Source organism: Thiomonas sp. OC7 (assembly GCF_900634595.1).
Classification (GTDB): domain Bacteria; phylum Pseudomonadota; class Gammaproteobacteria; order Burkholderiales; family Burkholderiaceae_C; genus Thiomonas; species Thiomonas arsenitoxydans.
In genome coordinates this window covers 2778863-2794887 of the sequence record NZ_LR131953.1, presented here as the reverse complement: position 1 = coordinate 2794887, position 16025 = coordinate 2778863, and the positions used below count along the sequence as shown (strand labels likewise).

17 protein-coding genes are annotated in these 16025 nt (G+C 64.8%); 10 read left to right on the top strand and 7 right to left on the bottom strand.

Annotated features, from left to right (window positions below; all coding sequences use genetic code 11):
- Positions 1 to 57 precede the first annotated feature (57 nt).
- Together BIO17B3_RS13465 and BIO17B3_RS13460 are read right to left on the bottom strand one after the other, a co-directional pair.
- Complete coding sequence (locus tag BIO17B3_RS13465) at positions 58 to 2589, bottom strand: DNA topoisomerase III (RefSeq protein WP_156054415.1); 2532 nt, start codon at positions 2587 to 2589, stop codon at positions 58 to 60.
- Positions 2590 to 2607: 18 nt separating this feature from the next.
- Positions 2608 to 3159, bottom strand: coding sequence for a TlpA disulfide reductase family protein (locus BIO17B3_RS13460; protein WP_156054414.1), 552 nt, complete (start codon positions 3157 to 3159; stop codon positions 2608 to 2610).
- A gap of 147 nt (positions 3160 to 3306) precedes the next feature.
- On the opposite strand from BIO17B3_RS13460, the gene BIO17B3_RS13455 reads away from it, so the two are divergent.
- The 4 genes from BIO17B3_RS13455 (at position 3307) to BIO17B3_RS13440 (ending at position 6767) form a co-directional block, all read left to right on the top strand.
- Positions 3307 to 3804, top strand: coding sequence for an SET domain-containing protein (locus tag BIO17B3_RS13455; RefSeq protein ID WP_156054413.1), 498 nt, complete (start codon positions 3307 to 3309; stop codon positions 3802 to 3804).
- A 214-nt stretch (positions 3805 to 4018) separates the two neighbouring features.
- Positions 4019 to 5278: a biotin--[acetyl-CoA-carboxylase] ligase gene (locus BIO17B3_RS13450; protein ID WP_156054412.1), complete on the top strand. Its 1260-nt coding sequence runs from the start codon at positions 4019 to 4021 to the stop codon at positions 5276 to 5278.
- A 43-nt stretch (positions 5279 to 5321) separates the two neighbouring features.
- Positions 5322 to 6092: a sporulation protein gene (locus BIO17B3_RS13445; protein WP_156054411.1), complete on the top strand. Its 771-nt coding sequence runs from the start codon at positions 5322 to 5324 to the stop codon at positions 6090 to 6092.
- A gap of 42 nt (positions 6093 to 6134) precedes the next feature.
- A complete protein-coding gene (locus BIO17B3_RS13440; protein WP_156054410.1) occupies positions 6135 to 6767 on the top strand; it encodes a Uma2 family endonuclease in 633 nt (210 codons plus the stop codon).
- Here BIO17B3_RS13440 and BIO17B3_RS13435 read toward each other — a convergent pair.
- The 4 genes from BIO17B3_RS13435 to BIO17B3_RS13420 all read right to left on the bottom strand — a co-directional run bounded on the left by BIO17B3_RS13435 (position 6686) and on the right by BIO17B3_RS13420 (position 9210).
- Positions 6686 to 7303: a Uma2 family endonuclease gene (locus tag BIO17B3_RS13435; protein ID WP_156054409.1), complete on the bottom strand. Its 618-nt coding sequence runs from the start codon at positions 7301 to 7303 to the stop codon at positions 6686 to 6688. The genes BIO17B3_RS13440 and BIO17B3_RS13435 overlap by 82 nt on opposite strands.
- 95 nt (positions 7304 to 7398) lie before the next feature.
- The gene (locus tag BIO17B3_RS13430; protein ID WP_156054408.1) at positions 7399 to 8610 is read right to left on the bottom strand and encodes a M20 aminoacylase family protein; all 1212 of its coding nucleotides are present in this window, start codon (positions 8608 to 8610) and stop codon (positions 7399 to 7401) included.
- On the bottom strand, positions 8552 to 8965 hold the full coding sequence (locus tag BIO17B3_RS13425) for a type II toxin-antitoxin system VapC family toxin (RefSeq protein WP_197737906.1): 414 nt from the start codon (positions 8963 to 8965) through the stop codon (positions 8552 to 8554). The genes BIO17B3_RS13430 and BIO17B3_RS13425 overlap by 59 nt, the downstream gene beginning before the upstream one ends.
- Positions 8962 to 9210 carry a type II toxin-antitoxin system Phd/YefM family antitoxin gene (locus BIO17B3_RS13420; protein ID WP_156054407.1) on the bottom strand — a complete coding sequence of 83 codons (249 nt, stop codon included), beginning with the start codon at positions 9208 to 9210 and terminating at the stop codon, positions 8962 to 8964. Before BIO17B3_RS13420 ends, BIO17B3_RS13425 begins: the two co-directional genes overlap by 4 nt.
- 292 nt (positions 9211 to 9502) lie before the next feature.
- Here BIO17B3_RS13420 and BIO17B3_RS13415 point away from each other — a divergent pair, with 292 nt between their 5' ends.
- Positions 9503 to 9964, top strand: coding sequence for a pilin (locus BIO17B3_RS13415; protein ID WP_156054406.1), 462 nt, complete (start codon positions 9503 to 9505; stop codon positions 9962 to 9964).
- Between the two features lie 210 nt (positions 9965 to 10174).
- On the opposite strand, the gene BIO17B3_RS13410 is transcribed toward BIO17B3_RS13415, so the two are convergent.
- The gene (locus BIO17B3_RS13410; protein WP_156054405.1) at positions 10175 to 10333 is read right to left on the bottom strand and encodes a hypothetical protein; all 159 of its coding nucleotides are present in this window, start codon (positions 10331 to 10333) and stop codon (positions 10175 to 10177) included.
- 291 nt (positions 10334 to 10624) lie between these two features.
- Here BIO17B3_RS13410 and BIO17B3_RS13405 point away from each other — a divergent pair, with 291 nt between their 5' ends.
- From BIO17B3_RS13405 to BIO17B3_RS13385, 5 genes are all read left to right on the top strand, one after another.
- Complete coding sequence (locus BIO17B3_RS13405; RefSeq protein WP_156054404.1) at positions 10625 to 11068, top strand: pilin; 444 nt, start codon at positions 10625 to 10627, stop codon at positions 11066 to 11068.
- A 279-nt stretch (positions 11069 to 11347) separates the two neighbouring features.
- Positions 11348 to 13051 (top strand): IS1634-like element ISThsp8 family transposase, encoded by a 1704-nt coding sequence (locus BIO17B3_RS13400; RefSeq protein WP_156052541.1) that lies wholly within the window; start codon positions 11348 to 11350, stop codon positions 13049 to 13051.
- 159 nt (positions 13052 to 13210) lie between these two features.
- On the top strand, positions 13211 to 13444 hold the full coding sequence (locus BIO17B3_RS13395) for a type II toxin-antitoxin system Phd/YefM family antitoxin (protein WP_156054403.1): 234 nt from the start codon (positions 13211 to 13213) through the stop codon (positions 13442 to 13444).
- The gene (locus BIO17B3_RS13390) at positions 13441 to 13866 is read left to right on the top strand and encodes a type II toxin-antitoxin system VapC family toxin (protein ID WP_156054402.1); all 426 of its coding nucleotides are present in this window, start codon (positions 13441 to 13443) and stop codon (positions 13864 to 13866) included. Before BIO17B3_RS13395 ends, BIO17B3_RS13390 begins: the two co-directional genes overlap by 4 nt.
- Positions 13863 to 16025, top strand: coding sequence for a hypothetical protein (locus tag BIO17B3_RS13385; protein WP_156054401.1), 2163 nt, complete (start codon positions 13863 to 13865; stop codon positions 16023 to 16025). The genes BIO17B3_RS13390 and BIO17B3_RS13385 overlap by 4 nt, the downstream gene beginning before the upstream one ends.

The following is a 16025-nucleotide window of genomic DNA, read 5'->3' as shown; positions in this document are numbered from 1 at the left end:
TGGTGAGCGGCGTTGATCATCCCGTGCATCTTGCGCTTGCAGCATGACGCCCTGTTGTCACGCCGTTGCCTTTTTGGCGGCCGCTTTTTTCGCTGGCGCCTTGGCCGGGCGCGGCTCGAATTCGAAGCCGATTTTGCCGCCCGTTTGTTTCACCAGAAACGCCTTGAACTTGCGTTTGGTGCGCGCCGAGACGAAGCCGTCGAGCAGATCGGTGCGGCCGGTCTCCAGCAGTTTGCGCATCTGCTCGGGCTCGATGGGCTGCTGCAAAATGATCTTGCCGCTGCGGAAGTCGCAGCTCGGCGCCGGGCCGACGCTCTTTTCGCAGACATAGCTGCTGCCCGCTTCATACACCGCGCTGCCGCATTTGGGGCAGGCGCCCAGCGGCTGTTGCGAACTGAAGTCGGGCGCTTCGCCCCCGTCGCTGCCGGGCGCGCTGTCACCGAAGTCGAATTCGAGTTTCCACTGCCCTTTGCCGTCTTCCTGCGCCAGCTTGAGTTCGGCGGCGAACGGGCGGCCCATCTTGCTGCGAAAACCGGTAAGCGGCCCGAGGTGTTTGTCGCGCAGCAGTTGCTCCACTTCGGCCAGCTCGAAGCTGCGTCCGCCCGGATGTTTGCCGATGGAAAAATCGCACTGCGTGCAGGCGTAGCGGTGGTAGTTCTCCTTGACCACGCCGCCGCAGTTCGGGCAGGGGGTTTGCAGTGTGGCGTAGTCGCCGGGCACGGTGTCGCGGTCGAATTCCTTGGCGCGGCGCACGATGGTTTCGGTCATGCCGGCAATGTCGCGCATGAAGGCCTCGCGCGAGAGCTGGCCGCGCTCCATTTGCGCCAGCTTGTGCTCCCAGCCGCCGGTGAGCTCGGGCTTGGTGAGTTCTTCCACCTGCAAGCCGCGCAGCAGGGTCATGAGCTGGAAGGCCTTGGCGGTGGGGATCAGCTCACGGCCCTCGCGCACCATATACGCCTCGGCCAGCAAGCCTTCGATGGTGGCCGCGCGCGTGGCCGGCGTGCCCAGCCCTTTGCCCGACATCGCCTCGGCGAGTTCTTCGTCTTCCACCATCTTGCCCGCGTTTTCCATCGCGCCCAGCAAGGTCGCTTCGGAGTAGCGCGCGGGCGGGCGGGTCTTGAGGGTTTTGAGTTCCACGGTCTCGGCCTGCACCGCGTCGCCCTCTTTCACGGCGGGCAGGTTGTCATCTGCGCCCTGCTCTTCCTTGCCGTAGATTTCCAGCCAGCCGGGTTTGACCAGAATCTTGCCCTCGGTCTTGAACTGATGCGCGCCCACGGTGCTGATGCGCGTGGTCACCAGAGATTCCGCCGCCGGGAAGAACACCGCGAGAAAGCGCCGCGCCACCAGGTCGTAAATCTTGGCCTCGGCCTCGGTGAGTGCGCCGGGCGTCTGCGTGGTGGGGATGATGGCGAAGTGATCCGACACCTTGGTGTTGTCGAACACGCGCTTGCTCGGACGGATGTAGTCGGCCTCCAGCGCGCGGCGTGCGTGCGGCGCGATAGCCCCGCCCGCCTCGGCCAGCGCCTGCGCGGTCTGCCGCGCCACGGCGAGATAGTCTTCGGGCAGATGGCGCGAGTCGGTTCGCGGATAGGTCAGCGCCTTGTGCTTTTCGTATAGCGCCTGCGCCAAGCCGAGCGTGGTCTTGGCGGAAAAGCCAAAGCGCCCGTTGGCCTCGCGCTGCAAAGAGGTGAGGTCGAACAGCGCGGGCGAGAGCTGGGTGGACGGCTTGGATTCGTCGCGCACCGTGGCGGGCTGTCCGTTGCAGGCGGCGACGATGGCCTCAGCGCGCGCCTTGTCCCACAGCCGGTCGGCGCGGGCGTCTGCATCTTCCCCTCGCTTGAACGCCGGATCGAACCACTTGCCCGCATACGCCCCGGCGGGCGCGCCAAACTGCGCGTGCACCTCGAAGTATTCGCGGGCAATGTGCTTGCGGATCTGCTCTTCGCGTGTCACCACGATGGACAGCGTGGGCGTCTGCACCCGGCCCACCGGGGTGAGGAAAAAGCCGCCGTCCTTCGAGTTGAACGCGGTCATCGCTCGCGTGCCGTTGATGCCCACCAGCCAGTCGGCCTCGCTGCGACTGCGCGCGGCATCGGCCAGCGGGCGCATGTCGGCATCGCCGCGCAGACGCTCGAACCCTTCGCGGATGGCCTGCGGCGTCATCGACTGCAGCCACAGCCGCTTCACCGGCTTGTCCAGCGCCTTCTTGCCCTCGGCGTATTGCAGGATGAGGCGGAAAATCAGTTCGCCCTCGCGCCCCGCGTCGCAGGCGTTCACCAGCGCGGTCACATCCTTGCGCTTGAGTTGTTTGACCACCGCCGCCAGACGGCTCTTGGTCTTCTCGATCGGGTTCAGATCGAAGTGCGGCGGAATGACCGGCAGATGGGCGAAGCTCCATTTGCCGCGTTTGACCTCGAAGTCGTCCGGCGCCTTGATTTCCACCAGATGGCCGACCGCCGACGTCACGACATACTGCTCGTTCTCGAAATACTCATCATGTTTGTCGAACTTGCCCGACTGCGGCGTCAGCGCGCGCACGATGTCTTGTGCCACGCTGGGCTTTTCGGCGATGACCAGGGTTTTACTCATAGGACGGAATGGATGCGATCAAAGAAATTTGGCGATGCCCGCGATGTCTTCGGCGAACAACTCGCCCGAATCGGCCATCTTCACCCGGCCGTCGCGGCCAATGACAATGGTGACCGGCAGACCCGCGGGTTTGGGAAGCACCTTGGCCAGCGCGGGCGACAGCCACGCCACCGGAAAGGTGTAGTTCTTGCTCTTGAGAAACGGCGCAATATCGGCCGCCTTCTTATCGATAGACAGGGCCAGCACTTCCAGCCCTCGGTGGTGCTCCTTCTTGTAAAGCGTCTCGACATGCGGCATCTGCCGCGCGCAGAACGGGCACCAGGTAGCCCAGTATTCCAGCACGATCACCTTGCCCGCCCAGTCCTTGGTGTGCAGCGTCTTGCCGCCCAGCAACTCCACCGTGGGCGGCAACGCAAACTCGCTGCCCTCCTTCGGCAAGGGCACGGCCTTCTTGTCTTTTTTCTCCAGCGCGCCGGCCTGTTCGGCCACGTTTTGCGCCCAGACGGGCACGGCCACAGCGCCGAGCGCGGCGCCAAACCATTTCAACTGAGTACGACGAGATTGATCCATGATGACGGCTCCCTAGAATGCCTCGATTTCGACCATAACGAGAACGATCACGGGCGGTTTGTCTCCTCCACCTCTCGCGTTCTCTTTTTTTACTTTACCGAGTTTCTTCGCCGCCGCGCATTCCCACCCGTCTCGCCCTGACCACCGATGCCCAAAAGCCGCCCCGCCCCCGCCGTTGCTCCCTCCGGCGGCCCCTACACCCAGGTGCAAGATTCTCCCATCCACGGCCGCGGGGTGTTCGCCCGCCGCCCCATCCACGCCGGGCAGCGCCTGCTGGAATACAAGGGCGAGCGCATCGACTGGCCCGAAGCCCTGCGCCGCCACCCGCGCGACCCGGCCCAGCCCAATCACACCTTCTACTTCTCGCTGGGCGACGACACCGTGATCGACGGCGGCGTGCAAGGCAACAGCGCTCGCTGGATCAACCACTCCTGCGCGCCCAACTGCGAAGCGCAGCAAGTCGGCAGCCGTGTGTTCATCGACGCCCTGCGCGACATCGCCCCCGGCGAAGAATTGTTCTTCGACTACGCCCTCGAACTCGACGCCCGCTACACCGCCAAACTCAAGCGCGACTACGCCTGCCGCTGCGGCGCCCCCAACTGCCGCGGCACCCTGCTCGCGCCCAAGACGCGCAAAGGCAAATGAGCAAAGACCCATCCCCCTCCCGGCCTCCCCCACGCTGTGGGGGAGGTGAGAACTGCGCTGCGCGGGCTGTAGGCCGCCCCTCCCGACCTCCCCCACAAGTGGAGGAGGTGAGAACAGCGCTTCGCGCCTACTTCGGAGGCCCCTCCCAACCTCCCCCGCTGCGTGGAGGAGGGGTGTTTGCTCCCTCTCCACTTGTGGGGAGGGTTGGGGAGGGGTGCTGGTTGTGATCCATCCCCTCACCCTCCGCGGACGCCAATTACGGCGCGACATGACCGACGCGGAACGCCTGCTTTGGAGCCGTGTGCGCAACGGGCAATTGGGCAGCAAATTTCGCCGCCAAGTGCCCATTGGCCCCTACATCGCCGACTTCACCTGCGCTGCTGCACGCCTGGTTGTGGAACTCGACGGCGGACAGCACAACGAATGCCCCCACGATGCGCTACGCGATGCGTTTTTTCGGCAAAGAGGCTATGAGGTTTTGCGCTTCTGGAATAACGATGTGCTGGCCAATATCGCGGGCGTGTTGCTGACGATTCAATCTGCGGTTGAACAACGCGCAGGCCAATCTCCCCCTCCCAACCTCCCGCAGCAAGTGGGGGAGGAGAAATGCGCGTTCACTCCCTCTCCACTTGTGGGGAGGGTTGGGGAGGGGAGAGCGGCCACCTCCGACCCCCTTACCCCGCTGCGCGCCCAGCTTGCCGTCAGCCACCCCGCCTGCACCGTGCGCTGGACCCCCCGCACCGGCTCGACCAATGCCGATCTGCTGGCCGATGCCCGAGCCGGGCGGCTCGACGGGCCGACGCTGCTCGCCACCGGCCGGCAGACCGCGGGCCGCGGGCGCCAGGGCCGCCCCTGGGCCGACGATGCGCAAAGCAGCGTGCTGTGCTCGCTGGCCTGGCCCGATCCGCGCAAGCGTGAACCGGGCCCGCTGAGTCTGGCCGTGGGCGTCTGGCTGGCGCAGGCGCTTCGCGCGCTCGGCGCTGCGCAAGTGCGCCTGAAGTGGCCCAACGATCTGCTCCTGCCCGCGGCGGGCGCCCCCAACGGCTGGCGCAAGCTCGGCGGCATTCTGGTGGAAATGGCCGACACGCCGCAGGCGCGCTGGGCCGTCATCGGCTTCGGGCTCAACCTGCGCGCCCCGGCCGATCAGCCGCAGGCGACCGGACTGAACGTCGCCGGGCTCGATCTCTCGCGGGAGCAGGTGCTCGCCGCCCTCGCCCCCGCGCTGCTCGACGGCCTGCAGCAAGGCCCGCGTGGCGTGAGCGAGGCGCTCACCCATTGGAACGCGCTGCACGCCTGGGGCGGCCAGACGGTTGCGGTGCTCGATCATGGGCAAACGCTGTTTTCCGGCGTCGCGCTGGGCATAGCCGCCGATGGCGCGCTGCGCGTGAGCACGCCCGAGGGCGAACGCCGCGTGCTCAGCGCCGACGTGTCGCTGCGCCTGCGCGCCGCAGGTATGGCGGACGCGGCAAAATGAAGGGGCCGAACGCCCTCCCGAATGCCCTCAATACCACTGACCCATGCGCACCCTGCTCCTTGCCCTGCTGCTCGTCAACCTCGTGTTTTTCGCCTGGTCGCAGGGCTGGATGGCGGGGGTCGGGCTCGGGCCAGTGACTCAGCGCGAGCCGCAACGCCTGGCGCTGCAAATCCACCCCGAGCAGGTGCAGATCACCCCGTTGGCCAGCGCCTCCGCCACGCCCGCCATCCCGCCGCAGCCCACGCCTTCCGCGCCTGCCATTCCGGCCAGCCTGCCGTCCGCCCCGATTGACGCGTCCGCCCCGGCCAGCGCCGAGCCCGCCCGTACCGCCGATGCCGTCTGCCGGCAGATCGGCCCCTACGGCGCGCTCGAAGCCGAGGCGCTCGCGCAGGCGCAGTCCGCACTGGCGCAGGCCGGGCTCAAGCCCACAGTCCTCAACGCGCCTGTGCCCGCGCAATGGATGGTGCTGCTCGGCCCCTATCCCAGCCAAACCGCCATGCGCGCCGCGCTCGACGAAATCACGCAGCAAGGCAAGGTCAAGGTGTTCGCCCCGGTGACCGACCGCCCGCGCTACGAGCCCGGCATTTCGCTGGGCGTGTTTGCCAACGAAGCCGCGGCGCAGCAGCAGTTGCAGATCGTGCGCAAGCAAGGCGTACAGGGCGCCAAGGTAGTGCAGCGCAATGCCGGACTGAGCCGCACCGTACTGCGCCTGCCCGCGCTCACGCCCGAGCAACTCGGTGCGCTGGAAAAAGTGTCAGGCCAACTGGGTGGGCAGATCGTCAAGACCTGCGCGACCGCGGCGCCTGCGCCGTAAACTTGTCACGCTCACACTGGTCACGCTCACCAAGGAGACGCCATGTCCGCCGTGCTGTCCCGAGCTCATTTCACCTTTGAAGACTATCTCGCCTGGGAAGAAACCCAGACCGAGCGCCACGAATACATCGGCGGCGAAGTCTTCGCCATGGCCGGTGGCAGCACCGTGCACAACACGCACTGTCTGAATGCCGCCATCGCCCTGCGCAGCCAAACCCGCGGCACGCCTTGCCGGGTGTATATGGCCGACGTCAAGCTGCAAGTCGAAGCCGCAGACGCCAGCTTCTATCCCGATGTGTTCGTCACCTGCTCGGCAGCAGACGCCGAGCGGCGTACCGTGCAACAAGACGCGCTACTCATCGTCGAGGTGCTTTCGCCCTCGACCGAAGGCCACGACCGCGGCGATAAATTCGCCGCCTACCGCCTATTGCCCAGTTTGCAGACCGTGCTTTTCGACGCGCAGAATCAGCCTCACGTCGAGGCCTTCAGCCGCAACGCCGACGGCTCGTGGACGCTGCATGAAGCCAGCGGGCTCGACGCCCAACTCACCTGCATCGCCGCCGAGCGTTCGTTCATTTTCTCGCTGGCCGATCTCTATGCCGGGGTCGATTTTGCCGCCGCGGCCGCCGAAGCGACTGCCGAGACGGCTGCCGCCAGTTCTGGCACATCGGCGTAAACCTCCGCCAGCGCCAGATCGGCATTCAGGCAGTCCAACCGCAGCGAGCCTGCAGTGCAGCGGGTGAAATCCCACTCTTCGCCCGGCTCGCCTTGGGCGCGGTGGTAGCGATCGACTGTCGCGCTCGCACTGTCCACGATCAGGTATTCCCGCAGACCCGGCGCCTGCTGGTAGGCGAACAGTTTTTCGCGCCGGTCGATACGCTCGGTGCTGGGCGACGTCACCTCCACCACCAGGCAGGGTCGCCTGCGGTAATACGGCGACTCGCGGTCTTGCGCGTCACAACTCAGCACCAAGTCCGGGTAATAAAAGTAGGTGCCGCGAAGCGCCTGCACCCGCACCTTCATGTCGGCGATGAACAGCTGGCAACCCGACTTTCGCGCCAGCGGTCCCAGCGCGATGGCCAAGGCCGTGCAAATCAACCCATGCCGGTCGCTCGCCCCGGCCATCGCCACCACCATGCCGTCGAGGTATTCGCGCTTCACCTCCGACAAAGGCTCGGTGTCCAGATACTCCTGCACGCTCATGCGTTCCATCACAACCCTCCCCTCCCCTCCCCTCCCCGACCCTCCCCACAAGTGGAGAGGGAGCAAACACTCCTCCTCCGCTTGCGGGGGAGGTTGGGAGGGGGTCACCCCCGCGCCAACCACGCCTGCGCCAACCTTACCCAGAAACTGCCGCCCAGCGGAATGAGGTCGTCGTTGAAGTCGTAGTTCGGGTTGTGCAGGGTGCATGGCCCTTCGCCGTGGCCGGGCATGCGGTGGTCGCCGTCGCCGTTGCCGATGATGAGGTAGGCGCCGGGCTTGTGCTGCAGCATGAAAGAAAAATCTTCCGCCCCCATCGACGGCACGAACTCGTGCACCGCCTCCGCACCCACCATCTCCACCATTACCCGCCGGGCGAACTCGGCCTCGGCCGCGTGGTTGACGGTGGGCGGATAGTTGCGCTTGAACGCAAACTCGCAGCCCACGCCGAAGGCCGCCGCGGAGTGGGTGGCGATGTCGCGCATGCGGGCTTCGATCAGATCCAGCGTCTCGGTGCTGAAGGTGCGCGCCGTGCCCTGAATCTCGGCATATTCGGGAATCACATTGGTCGCCTCGCCGGTATGAATCATGGTGACCGAGATTACCGCCGGGTCGAGCGGGGCGCGGTTGCGGGTGACGATGGTCTGAAACGCCTGCACCATCTGGCAGGCCGCAGGCACCGGGTCGATGCCCAGATGCGGCATGGCCGCGTGCGCGCCCTTGCCGGTGAGCTTGATGTGAAACTCATTGCTTGAGGCCATCACCGGCCCGGCTTTCACCGCGAAATGCCCTGCGGGAAGGCCCGGCCAGTTGTGCATGCCAAACACCGCCTGCACCGGAAAACGCTCGAACAAGCCGTCCGCGATCATCTCGCGCGCCCCGCCGCCGCCCTCTTCGGCCGGCTGGAAGATGCACACCACCGTGCCCTCGAAGTCGCGCGACTTCGCCAGATGCTGCGCCGCTGCCAGCAGCATGGCGGTGTGGCCATCGTGGCCGCAGGCGTGCATCTTGCCGGGGTGTTGGCTGGCGTGGGCGAAGGTGTTGAATTCCGTCACCGGCAGGGCGTCGAAGTCGGCGCGCAGGCCGATCATCCGGCCACTTCCGTCGCTACCCCGCCCCCCGTCGCGGCCATGAATCACCCCCACCACCCCGGTCTTGCCCAGACCGCGGTGTACTTCCACCCCCCAGGCGGCCAGCCGCGCCGCCACCACGTCGGAAGTGCGCTGCTCCTCGAAGCACAGCTCGGGGTGCGCGTGCAGATCACGCCGCAGCGCGGTGAGCGCGGCGGCCTCGGTCACGATGGAGTCGATGAGTTGCATAGCGGTGTCCTATCGTCAGTCTGAAAGCATCCCCACCCCAACCCTCCCCACGAGTGGAGAGGGAGAAAACACCCCTCCCCCACTTGCTGGGGGAGGTTGGGAGGGGGATCCCCTGCACAGCCTTGCCCATGAACCCTTCATCCTTCACCATTTCAGATCCATCAAACATCCCCTGCCCAGAAACCGGCATATCCCCTCGGTCCAGACCGTGTTTGATCGCAATTTCCCACACCGACACCGCGCTGACCCACACCGTGGTGCGCTCGGACAGAATCATCTCACGCGCCCTGGCGCTCAGGCGATCATCATCGGTAATGGCCCAGAGCGCGATATGGGTGTCGAGCAGCACGTTCATGGTGCCGCGCCACCGAGAAACAGCGCCGCGGCTTCGTCGGCGTGGGTGTCGATGCTTTGCGGCACGACAATACGCCCTTTCGCCACCCCCAGGCGCTTGCCCGCGCCCGTCTTCTCCACCGGCAGCAGCCGGGCCACGGGCTGGCCATTTCGGGCAATCACGATTTCGCGCTCACGCCCCTGATCCAGAGATTGAATCAGCCGCGACAAATGGGTCTTCGCATCCAGCATATTGACCGTGCTCATGTCGTCTTCCCGGAAATAAAGCCGCTTGACGCGGCAGAGAAATACAAGCCTAGTCTGGTCTAGTCAGGCTTGCAACGACCTTCCAGAAATTGTCATTCACCCGCCGCAGGCTGACAAATCCGGCTCATCTGCGCCGTAAACCGTCACCGCGCCAGCCCTCTGGTGCGAAAAACTGTGAATCTTTTCACACAATGCGGCCCTTGTTGCGACCGGCGTCGATGGCCTTCAAATTGCAGAGCCAGAATCACGATTGTTTACAAATCCACCGGCCATGCCCCATCGAGCACAGACTATGCGCGCGCCTGCCCTTCCTTCGTTGCGCCACCTTGAGCGTGGCTTCACCCTCATCGAGCTGATGATCGTGGTCGCCATCATCGGTATTCTGGCGGCCATTGCCATACCCGCTTATCAAAACTACACCATCCGCGCGCAGGTGGCCGAGGGGCTGAGTCTGGCGGGCGGGGCGAAAAATGCGATTTGGGACTACTACTCGCAGCATGGCGTCTTCCCCAATTCCAACCAGTCGGCCGGGTTGGTTTCTGCGGGGTCGATCAGCGGCAACTATGTGAGCAGCGTTACGGTCACGTCGGGGCTGATCAAGATGACTTATGGCAACAAGGCCAATTCCAATCTTTCTACCAAAGTGCTTTACCTCTCGGCAACCAGTTCGGCAGGTGCCCTGCAATGGACCTGCACCACTCATGCAGACGCCAACGGCGTCCCCCGCGCCTATCTGCCGACTTCATGCAGTTGAACCCAGACTGTCCATGAGGTGAGACTTCGCCTCGGGGCGGATGCTGGCAGGCGCGAGTTTGAGAGTTCAGAGTGTCTTGGTCTCCGCGCAAAAACCTTCCCCTCCTCAACCCTCCCCACAAGTGGAGAGGGCGTGTTTGCTCCTCCTCCACGCAGTGGGGGAGGCTGGGAGGGGGTTGCGCCCACCGCGATAACCACTCCTCGTTTTTAATCAGCAGGTCGGCGCACTCCAGCAGTTTTTGAACAGCCCGATCCCCTCCGGCCAGCCCACCTTGTCCCCGCCGCGCAACACCCACTTGGTTTCCAGCCGCGTCAGCAAGCTGACCTGCGCCAAATCGCCCCTCGCGGCGGCTTGGGCGCTTGCGCGCATCGCCAATTTTCGCCTCACCTGACAAAAATTGGCAGGCCCAGCAAAGATTGTCGGCGGCTGAGAGGGCCGATTCGCCGGATTTCGTGAAGCAGTTCACGAAAAGTTGGGGCGAGCAAGACACAAATTGGCTGGCACGGCATGTGCTCTATCTCTCCTGCCCATCGGGGGGTGATGTCAGTCCACCGCAGTCTGGGGCCGCAGCATCTCCAGACTTTGTTCCGCCCCGGGCTGCGGTGAGTTTTTTGCCCAACCGTGATTGATTTTTTGACTTTCCACTCTCAGGAGTTTCAGATGAAAAAACAACTGCAACAAGGCTTCACGCTGATCGAATTGATGATCGTCGTGGCGATTATTGGTATTTTGGCGGCCATCGCGATTCCGGCGTATCAGGATTACACGATTCGGGCGCAGGTGAGCGAAGGGTTGTCTCTGGCGGACGGGGCGAAAACCGCACTGGCTGAATACTATACAAACACGGGCGCTTTCCCGCCGAACAACAAATCTGCTGGTTTGGCTGCACCCGCCAGCATTACCGGTAATTACGTTACAGGCCTTGATGTTTCGAAAACTGTTGGTCAAATTCAAATTACCTATGGTAATAAAGCCAACGCTGCAATTAAAGACTCTGTTCTGGCTCTTTCAGCCACGACAAGCGCTGGTTCAATTCAGTGGACCTGCAAGGGCATTACATCTTTGCCACAAAAATACCTGCCTACTTCGTGCAAGGGCACCTAAGGAAAGAACGGGGTCTAGCTCATACCCCCCATCTTTCTTCACCCCGAAACCCGCCGCGAGGCGGGTTTTTTCATGGCGACGCAAATGCCTTGACGCATCAGTGAGAGATCCCGGGGCCCCGGAGTTCGACAGTTTGAGTCAAAAATTGGCTGAAAACGCCGACCCGGCCTTGACGGAACAAAGGGTTAGCCTCGTTTTTGGAAAAGTACGTGTGGTGGCACGTTTTTCCACATTGTGAGGCTGTTGCCATTTGAAGATGGGTTGGTGTATTGTGGCGGCATGTTCATCAAGATCACCACCTCCGGCGGTCGCCGCTACGTCCAGCTCGTGGAGTCCTACCGGGATGAGAGCGGGCGGGTGAAGAAACGCACGGTGGCCACCCTGGGGCGCGCCGACCAAGCTGGCAGCCAGCTTGAGAGCGTGATCCGCGGCCTGCAGCGACTTCGCGGCGACATGCCGCCGGAGGCCGGCGCGGTGGCGACCGTGGCCGACGTGCGGTTCGAGTCCAGCCGCGCCCTGGGCGACGTATGGGCGCTGACCGAGCTGTGGGACGAATTGGGATTTGGCGAGCTGCGCCGGGTTTTTGGTCGCACGCGCAGCCGCATCGACGTCGAGGCGCTGGTGCGCCTGATGGTGCTCAACCGCCTGTGCGACCCGACGTCCAAGCTCGGCGTGCTGCGCTGGTTGCAGACGGTGGCGCTGCCGCGCTTTGCGCCCAAGGAGGTGACGCATCAGCACCTGCTGCGGGCGATGGATGCGCTGGTCGAACACCAGGACTGCGTCCAGGCGGCGTTGGCCGGGCTGCTGCGCCCGCTGATCGACCAGGATCTGTCGGTGGTGTTCTACGACATGACCACCATCGGCGTGGAGGGCCAGACCGAGTTGGCCGGCGACCTGCGCCAGTTCGGCCTGTCCAAGGACGGGGGGATGCGTCGCCAGTTCATGCTCGGCGTGGTGCAGACGGCCGAGGGACTGCCGCTGACGCATCGGGTCTGGGAAGGGAACACGGCCGAGGCACCGACGCTCAGCACCGTGGTTCAAGAGGTTCTGGCGCTGTACCCGGTCAAGCGCGTGGTGCTGGTGGCCGATCGCGGTCTGCTCAGCCTGGACAATCTGGAGTGGCTGCGCGGGCAACGCGTGGGCGGCACCGAGCAGCCCGTGGAGTTCATCCTGGCCGTGCCGGGGCGGCGCTACGCCGAGTTCGCCGAGATCCTGGAGCCGATTCACGCGCTGCGCTGCGCGGCGGCCACCCGCGAGGTCCTCGGCGAGACCCGCTGGCAGGACCTGCGCCTGGTCTGGGCCCACGATCCGCGCCGCGCCCTGGAACAAACCGCAGCGCGCCGCCAGCATATCGGAGAACTCACGCAGGAAGCCCAGCAGCGTGCTGGCAAGCTTGATGCGCAAGAAGGCGGCACCGCCTTCAGAGGCCGGCGCCTGAGCGACTCCGGTGCTAAGGCCTGGCTGTATCGCGCGGTCTCCGAGGCGCATCTGGGCTCGATCATCAAGGTCGACCTGCAATCGGATCTGTTCACCTACGTCATCGACGACAAGGCGCTGGCGCGTGCAGAACTGGGCGACGGCAAGCTGTTGTTGGTGACCAATGTGCCAGAGTTGTCGGCGCTTGAGGTTCTGCGACGCTACAAGAGCCTGGCCGACATCGAGCGCGGCTTCAAGATTCTCAAATCCGAGATCGAGATCGCCCCGGTGTTCCACCGCTTGCCCGACCGCATCCGTGCCCATGCGCTGATCTGCTTCATCGCTCTGGTGCTGTACCGCGTCATGCGCATGCGCCTCAAGGACGCCGGCTCCAAGCTGTCGCCCGAACGTGCACTCGAGCAACTGCGACGCATCCAATACCACCAGGCCCACCTCGGCGGCGAGCGCCGCGACGGCACGTCCTCGCTCAGCGACGCCGACCACGCCATCCTCCAAGGACTCAAGCTTCCGAAACCCGCCATCGACGACCAACTCGCACTCCTGTAGGGGCACGTTTCAACGCTCACCCTAACGATATCGCGTACTTACGACCGTAACTGTCGAACTCCGGGGGGCCGGGTTTCGCTCCCTATCTTTTCCCGGTTGCCAGTCTTAGCGGATTCAACAACAATCAACCAGATCAGACCAGTCTGCAGGAGCACTGTCATGGATGTAGGGGCCTTTGAGGCAAAGACGCATTTGCCCGCCTTGCTCAAGCGGGTGGCGGCGGGGGAGCGCATCACCATCACTCGGCATGGGCAGCCGGTGGCGCAGCTCGCTCCGGTGCAAACGGCCACGCCCGACCCGCTGGCTGCCATCGAGGAACTTCGTGGTTTTTCCCGTGGGTGCACCACCGGCGAGGGCTCGGTTCGCGCGCTCATCGAGGACGGCAGACGGTGAGCCGGTTCGTTCTGGATGCTTCGGTCACGCTGGCCTGGTTTTTTGAGGATGAGGCCAGCGCCTATGCGTCCGCAACGCTGGAGAGCTTGCGCCATCATGCCGCCTGCGTTCCGTTGCTCTGGACGCTGGAAATTGCCAACGTGCTGCGGGTTGCAGAACGGCGTGGTCGCTGCAATGAGGCGCGTAGCCATCGCTTTCTGGCGCTGCTGGCCGCTTTGCCCATTCAGCCCTTGTCTCAGCCCGCAGATAGCGCGCCTGGGGAGTTGCTGGCCTTGTCCCGGCAATATGAATTGAGCGCCTACGACGCCAGCACCCTCGCCCTGGCCTTGCACGAGGGCTTGCCATTGGCCACACAGGATGCCGCGTTGCGGCGCGCAGCCGAGGCCAGCGGCGTGGGCGTCTGGGCAGGCGCAGCCCCATGAAATCTGCCAAGCTGCGGGCCGCCCCGTTCGTGTTGCTCGGCATTCTCGCTCTCGGCCTGCTGGTGTACTGGCCGGGCCTGTCGGGCGGGTATGTGTTCGACGACTTCGGCAATCTGGTGGACAACGCGGCGTTTGCGCAAAGCGCGTTGCAGTCGCACTTCTGGCACGCGATCTGGAGCGCGCACGCGGGGCCGCTGGATCGGCCGTTGTCGATGTTCAGCTTTGCCGCGCAGATGGTGTTCACCGGCATGAACCCCTGGCCGCTGAAACTGGCCAATGTGCTGCTGCATCTGTTCAACGGCTGGCTGATCTGGCTGCTGTCGGTGCGGGTGCTGGGCTGGCTGGAGCGGCGGGCGCCGCGCCCTTGGCTGGTGGGCGCGCCCACGCTGGCGATGCTGGCCACTGCCGCCTGGGTGCTGGCGCCGATTCAGCTCACGGCGGTGCTGTATGTGATTCAGCGCGAGGAGGCCCTGGCCTCGGCGTTTGTGCTGCTGGGGCTGCTGGGGTATTGGCACGGGCGCATGCGGCTGATCGCAGGCAGACACGGGGCGATGGCGTGGATCTGGGGCAGCCTGGCCATCGGCACGGCGGTGGCCGCGCTGGCGAAGGAAACCGGGGTGATGCTGCCGGCCTACGCCTTCGTGCTGGAATGGGTGGTGCTGCGGGGGGTGCTTGCGACGCAAAACCTCCCCTCCCCGGCCCTCCCCACAAGTGGAGAGGGGGCAAACAACCCTCCTCCACGCAGTGGGGGAGGTTGGGAGGGGGCCAACGCACTGTCGCGCGGTCTCAACCCGCTGGTTACGGTGTTCGTGGTGCTGCTGCTGGTTCCCGGCGTACTCGGCCTGGCTTGGTTGCTGCCTGGCGCGCTGAACGGCTCGGCCTACGCCGCGCGCCCGTTCACCTTGAGCGAGCGCTTGCTCACCGAAGGGCGGGTGCTGGTGGACTATCTGCGCTGGATCGTGCTGCCTTCGCCCGATGCGCTTTCGCTTTATCACGATGACATTGCGCTATCCACCGGCTGGCTGTCGCCGTGGACGACGGCGGCGAGTTGGGCGTTTTTGGCGGCGCTGCTGGGCGCGGCGCTGTGGCTGCGCAAGCGGCTGCCGCTGTTTGCATTCGGCGTGCTGTGGTGGTTTGCCGGGCAGTCGCTGCTGTCCACCTTCGTACCGCTGGAACTGGTGTATGAGCACCGCAACTATCTGCCGGACTGGGGCATTTTTCTGGCGCTGTTCGCGCTGTTGTTCACTTGGAGCCCAAGCACCGCACAACCCCCTCCCCAACCCTCCCCACAAGTGGAGAGGGGGCAAACACCCCTCCTGCACGCAGAGGGGGAGGCCGGGAGGGGGCGCGCGCCGGACGCCGAGCGCCGCGCCACGTTGCGCCTGCTCACCGTGGGCGGTGTGTCAGCCTTAATCGCGCTTTACGGCCTGTTTACCGCGATTCGCGCGCAGACCTGGGGCAACCCGTACCGGCTGGCGTACTTCGAGGCGACCACGCATCCGCAGTCTCCCCGCGCCAGTTACGACCTGGGCCGCATGATGCTCATCACGGCGCAGGGCGTGGGCAGCCCGCAGTTCCAGATGGGCATGCGGCAGATGGAACAGGGCGCGCTGTTGCCCGGCGCTGATCTGCAACCCTTGCAGGCGCTGGTGTTCATGTCGGCGAAGAACGATCTGCCGATTCAGCCGCAATGGTGGGCCGAGATGCACCACACCATCGCCACCTCGCCGATGAGCGCGGAAGACGTCGGCGCGCTCTACAGCCTGATTCAGTGCAGCATCAACGGCGTGTGCCACTACACCCCGGGCGATGTGCAGCAACTCGGCCAGTTGATCGCCTTCGCGGTGCAGCGCAACCCCAGCCGCGCCGATCTGGTCACCCTGCAAGCCAACTGGGCCGCCAACCTCGCACACGACAACCCGCTGGCCTACCAGCTCATGCTGCGCGCCGTGGCGCTCGACCCCGGCAAATACGACTACTGGAAAAACCTGTTCGTCATGCAGACGGCCGCGGGGCTTTACGGCGATGCGGGCAACGTTCTGGAACGCATGCGCGAGCTCAATCGCTTTGGCATTCACGATGCGGAAATCAGGGAGCTGACGCAGGAGTTGGCGCAGAAGATGAAGACCAGCGGGCAGGCTGAAACGGAAAGTCGCTAA

What these genes read in the sequence shown, in the direction of transcription:
- BIO17B3_RS13465 (WP_156054415.1), bottom strand. Translation starts at nt 2,589, where the DNA reads ATGAGTAAAACCCTGGTCATCGCCGAAAAGCCCAGCGTGGCACAAGAC.
- BIO17B3_RS13460 (WP_156054414.1), bottom strand. Translation starts at nt 3,159, where the DNA reads ATGGATCAATCTCGTCGTACTCAGTTGAAATGGTTTGGCGCCGCGCTC.
- BIO17B3_RS13455 (WP_156054413.1), top strand. Translation starts at nt 3,307, where the DNA reads ATGCCCAAAAGCCGCCCCGCCCCCGCCGTTGCTCCCTCCGGCGGCCCC.
- BIO17B3_RS13445 (WP_156054411.1), top strand. Translation starts at nt 5,322, where the DNA reads ATGCGCACCCTGCTCCTTGCCCTGCTGCTCGTCAACCTCGTGTTTTTC.
- BIO17B3_RS13440 (WP_156054410.1), top strand. Translation starts at nt 6,135, where the DNA reads ATGTCCGCCGTGCTGTCCCGAGCTCATTTCACCTTTGAAGACTATCTC.
- BIO17B3_RS13435 (WP_156054409.1), bottom strand. Translation starts at nt 7,303, where the DNA reads ATGGAACGCATGAGCGTGCAGGAGTATCTGGACACCGAGCCTTTGTCG.
- BIO17B3_RS13430 (WP_156054408.1), bottom strand. Translation starts at nt 8,610, where the DNA reads ATGCAACTCATCGACTCCATCGTGACCGAGGCCGCCGCGCTCACCGCG.
- BIO17B3_RS13425 (WP_197737906.1), bottom strand. Translation starts at nt 8,965, where the DNA reads ATGAACGTGCTGCTCGACACCCATATCGCGCTCTGGGCCATTACCGAT.
- BIO17B3_RS13420 (WP_156054407.1), bottom strand. Translation starts at nt 9,210, where the DNA reads ATGAGCACGGTCAATATGCTGGATGCGAAGACCCATTTGTCGCGGCTG.
- BIO17B3_RS13415 (WP_156054406.1), top strand. Translation starts at nt 9,503, where the DNA reads ATGCGCGCGCCTGCCCTTCCTTCGTTGCGCCACCTTGAGCGTGGCTTC.
- BIO17B3_RS13410 (WP_156054405.1), bottom strand. Translation starts at nt 10,333, where the DNA reads ATGCGCGCAAGCGCCCAAGCCGCCGCGAGGGGCGATTTGGCGCAGGTC.
- BIO17B3_RS13405 (WP_156054404.1), top strand. Translation starts at nt 10,625, where the DNA reads ATGAAAAAACAACTGCAACAAGGCTTCACGCTGATCGAATTGATGATC.
- BIO17B3_RS13400 (WP_156052541.1), top strand. Translation starts at nt 11,348, where the DNA reads ATGTTCATCAAGATCACCACCTCCGGCGGTCGCCGCTACGTCCAGCTC.
- BIO17B3_RS13395 (WP_156054403.1), top strand. Translation starts at nt 13,211, where the DNA reads ATGGATGTAGGGGCCTTTGAGGCAAAGACGCATTTGCCCGCCTTGCTC.
- BIO17B3_RS13385 (WP_156054401.1), top strand. Translation starts at nt 13,863, where the DNA reads ATGAAATCTGCCAAGCTGCGGGCCGCCCCGTTCGTGTTGCTCGGCATT.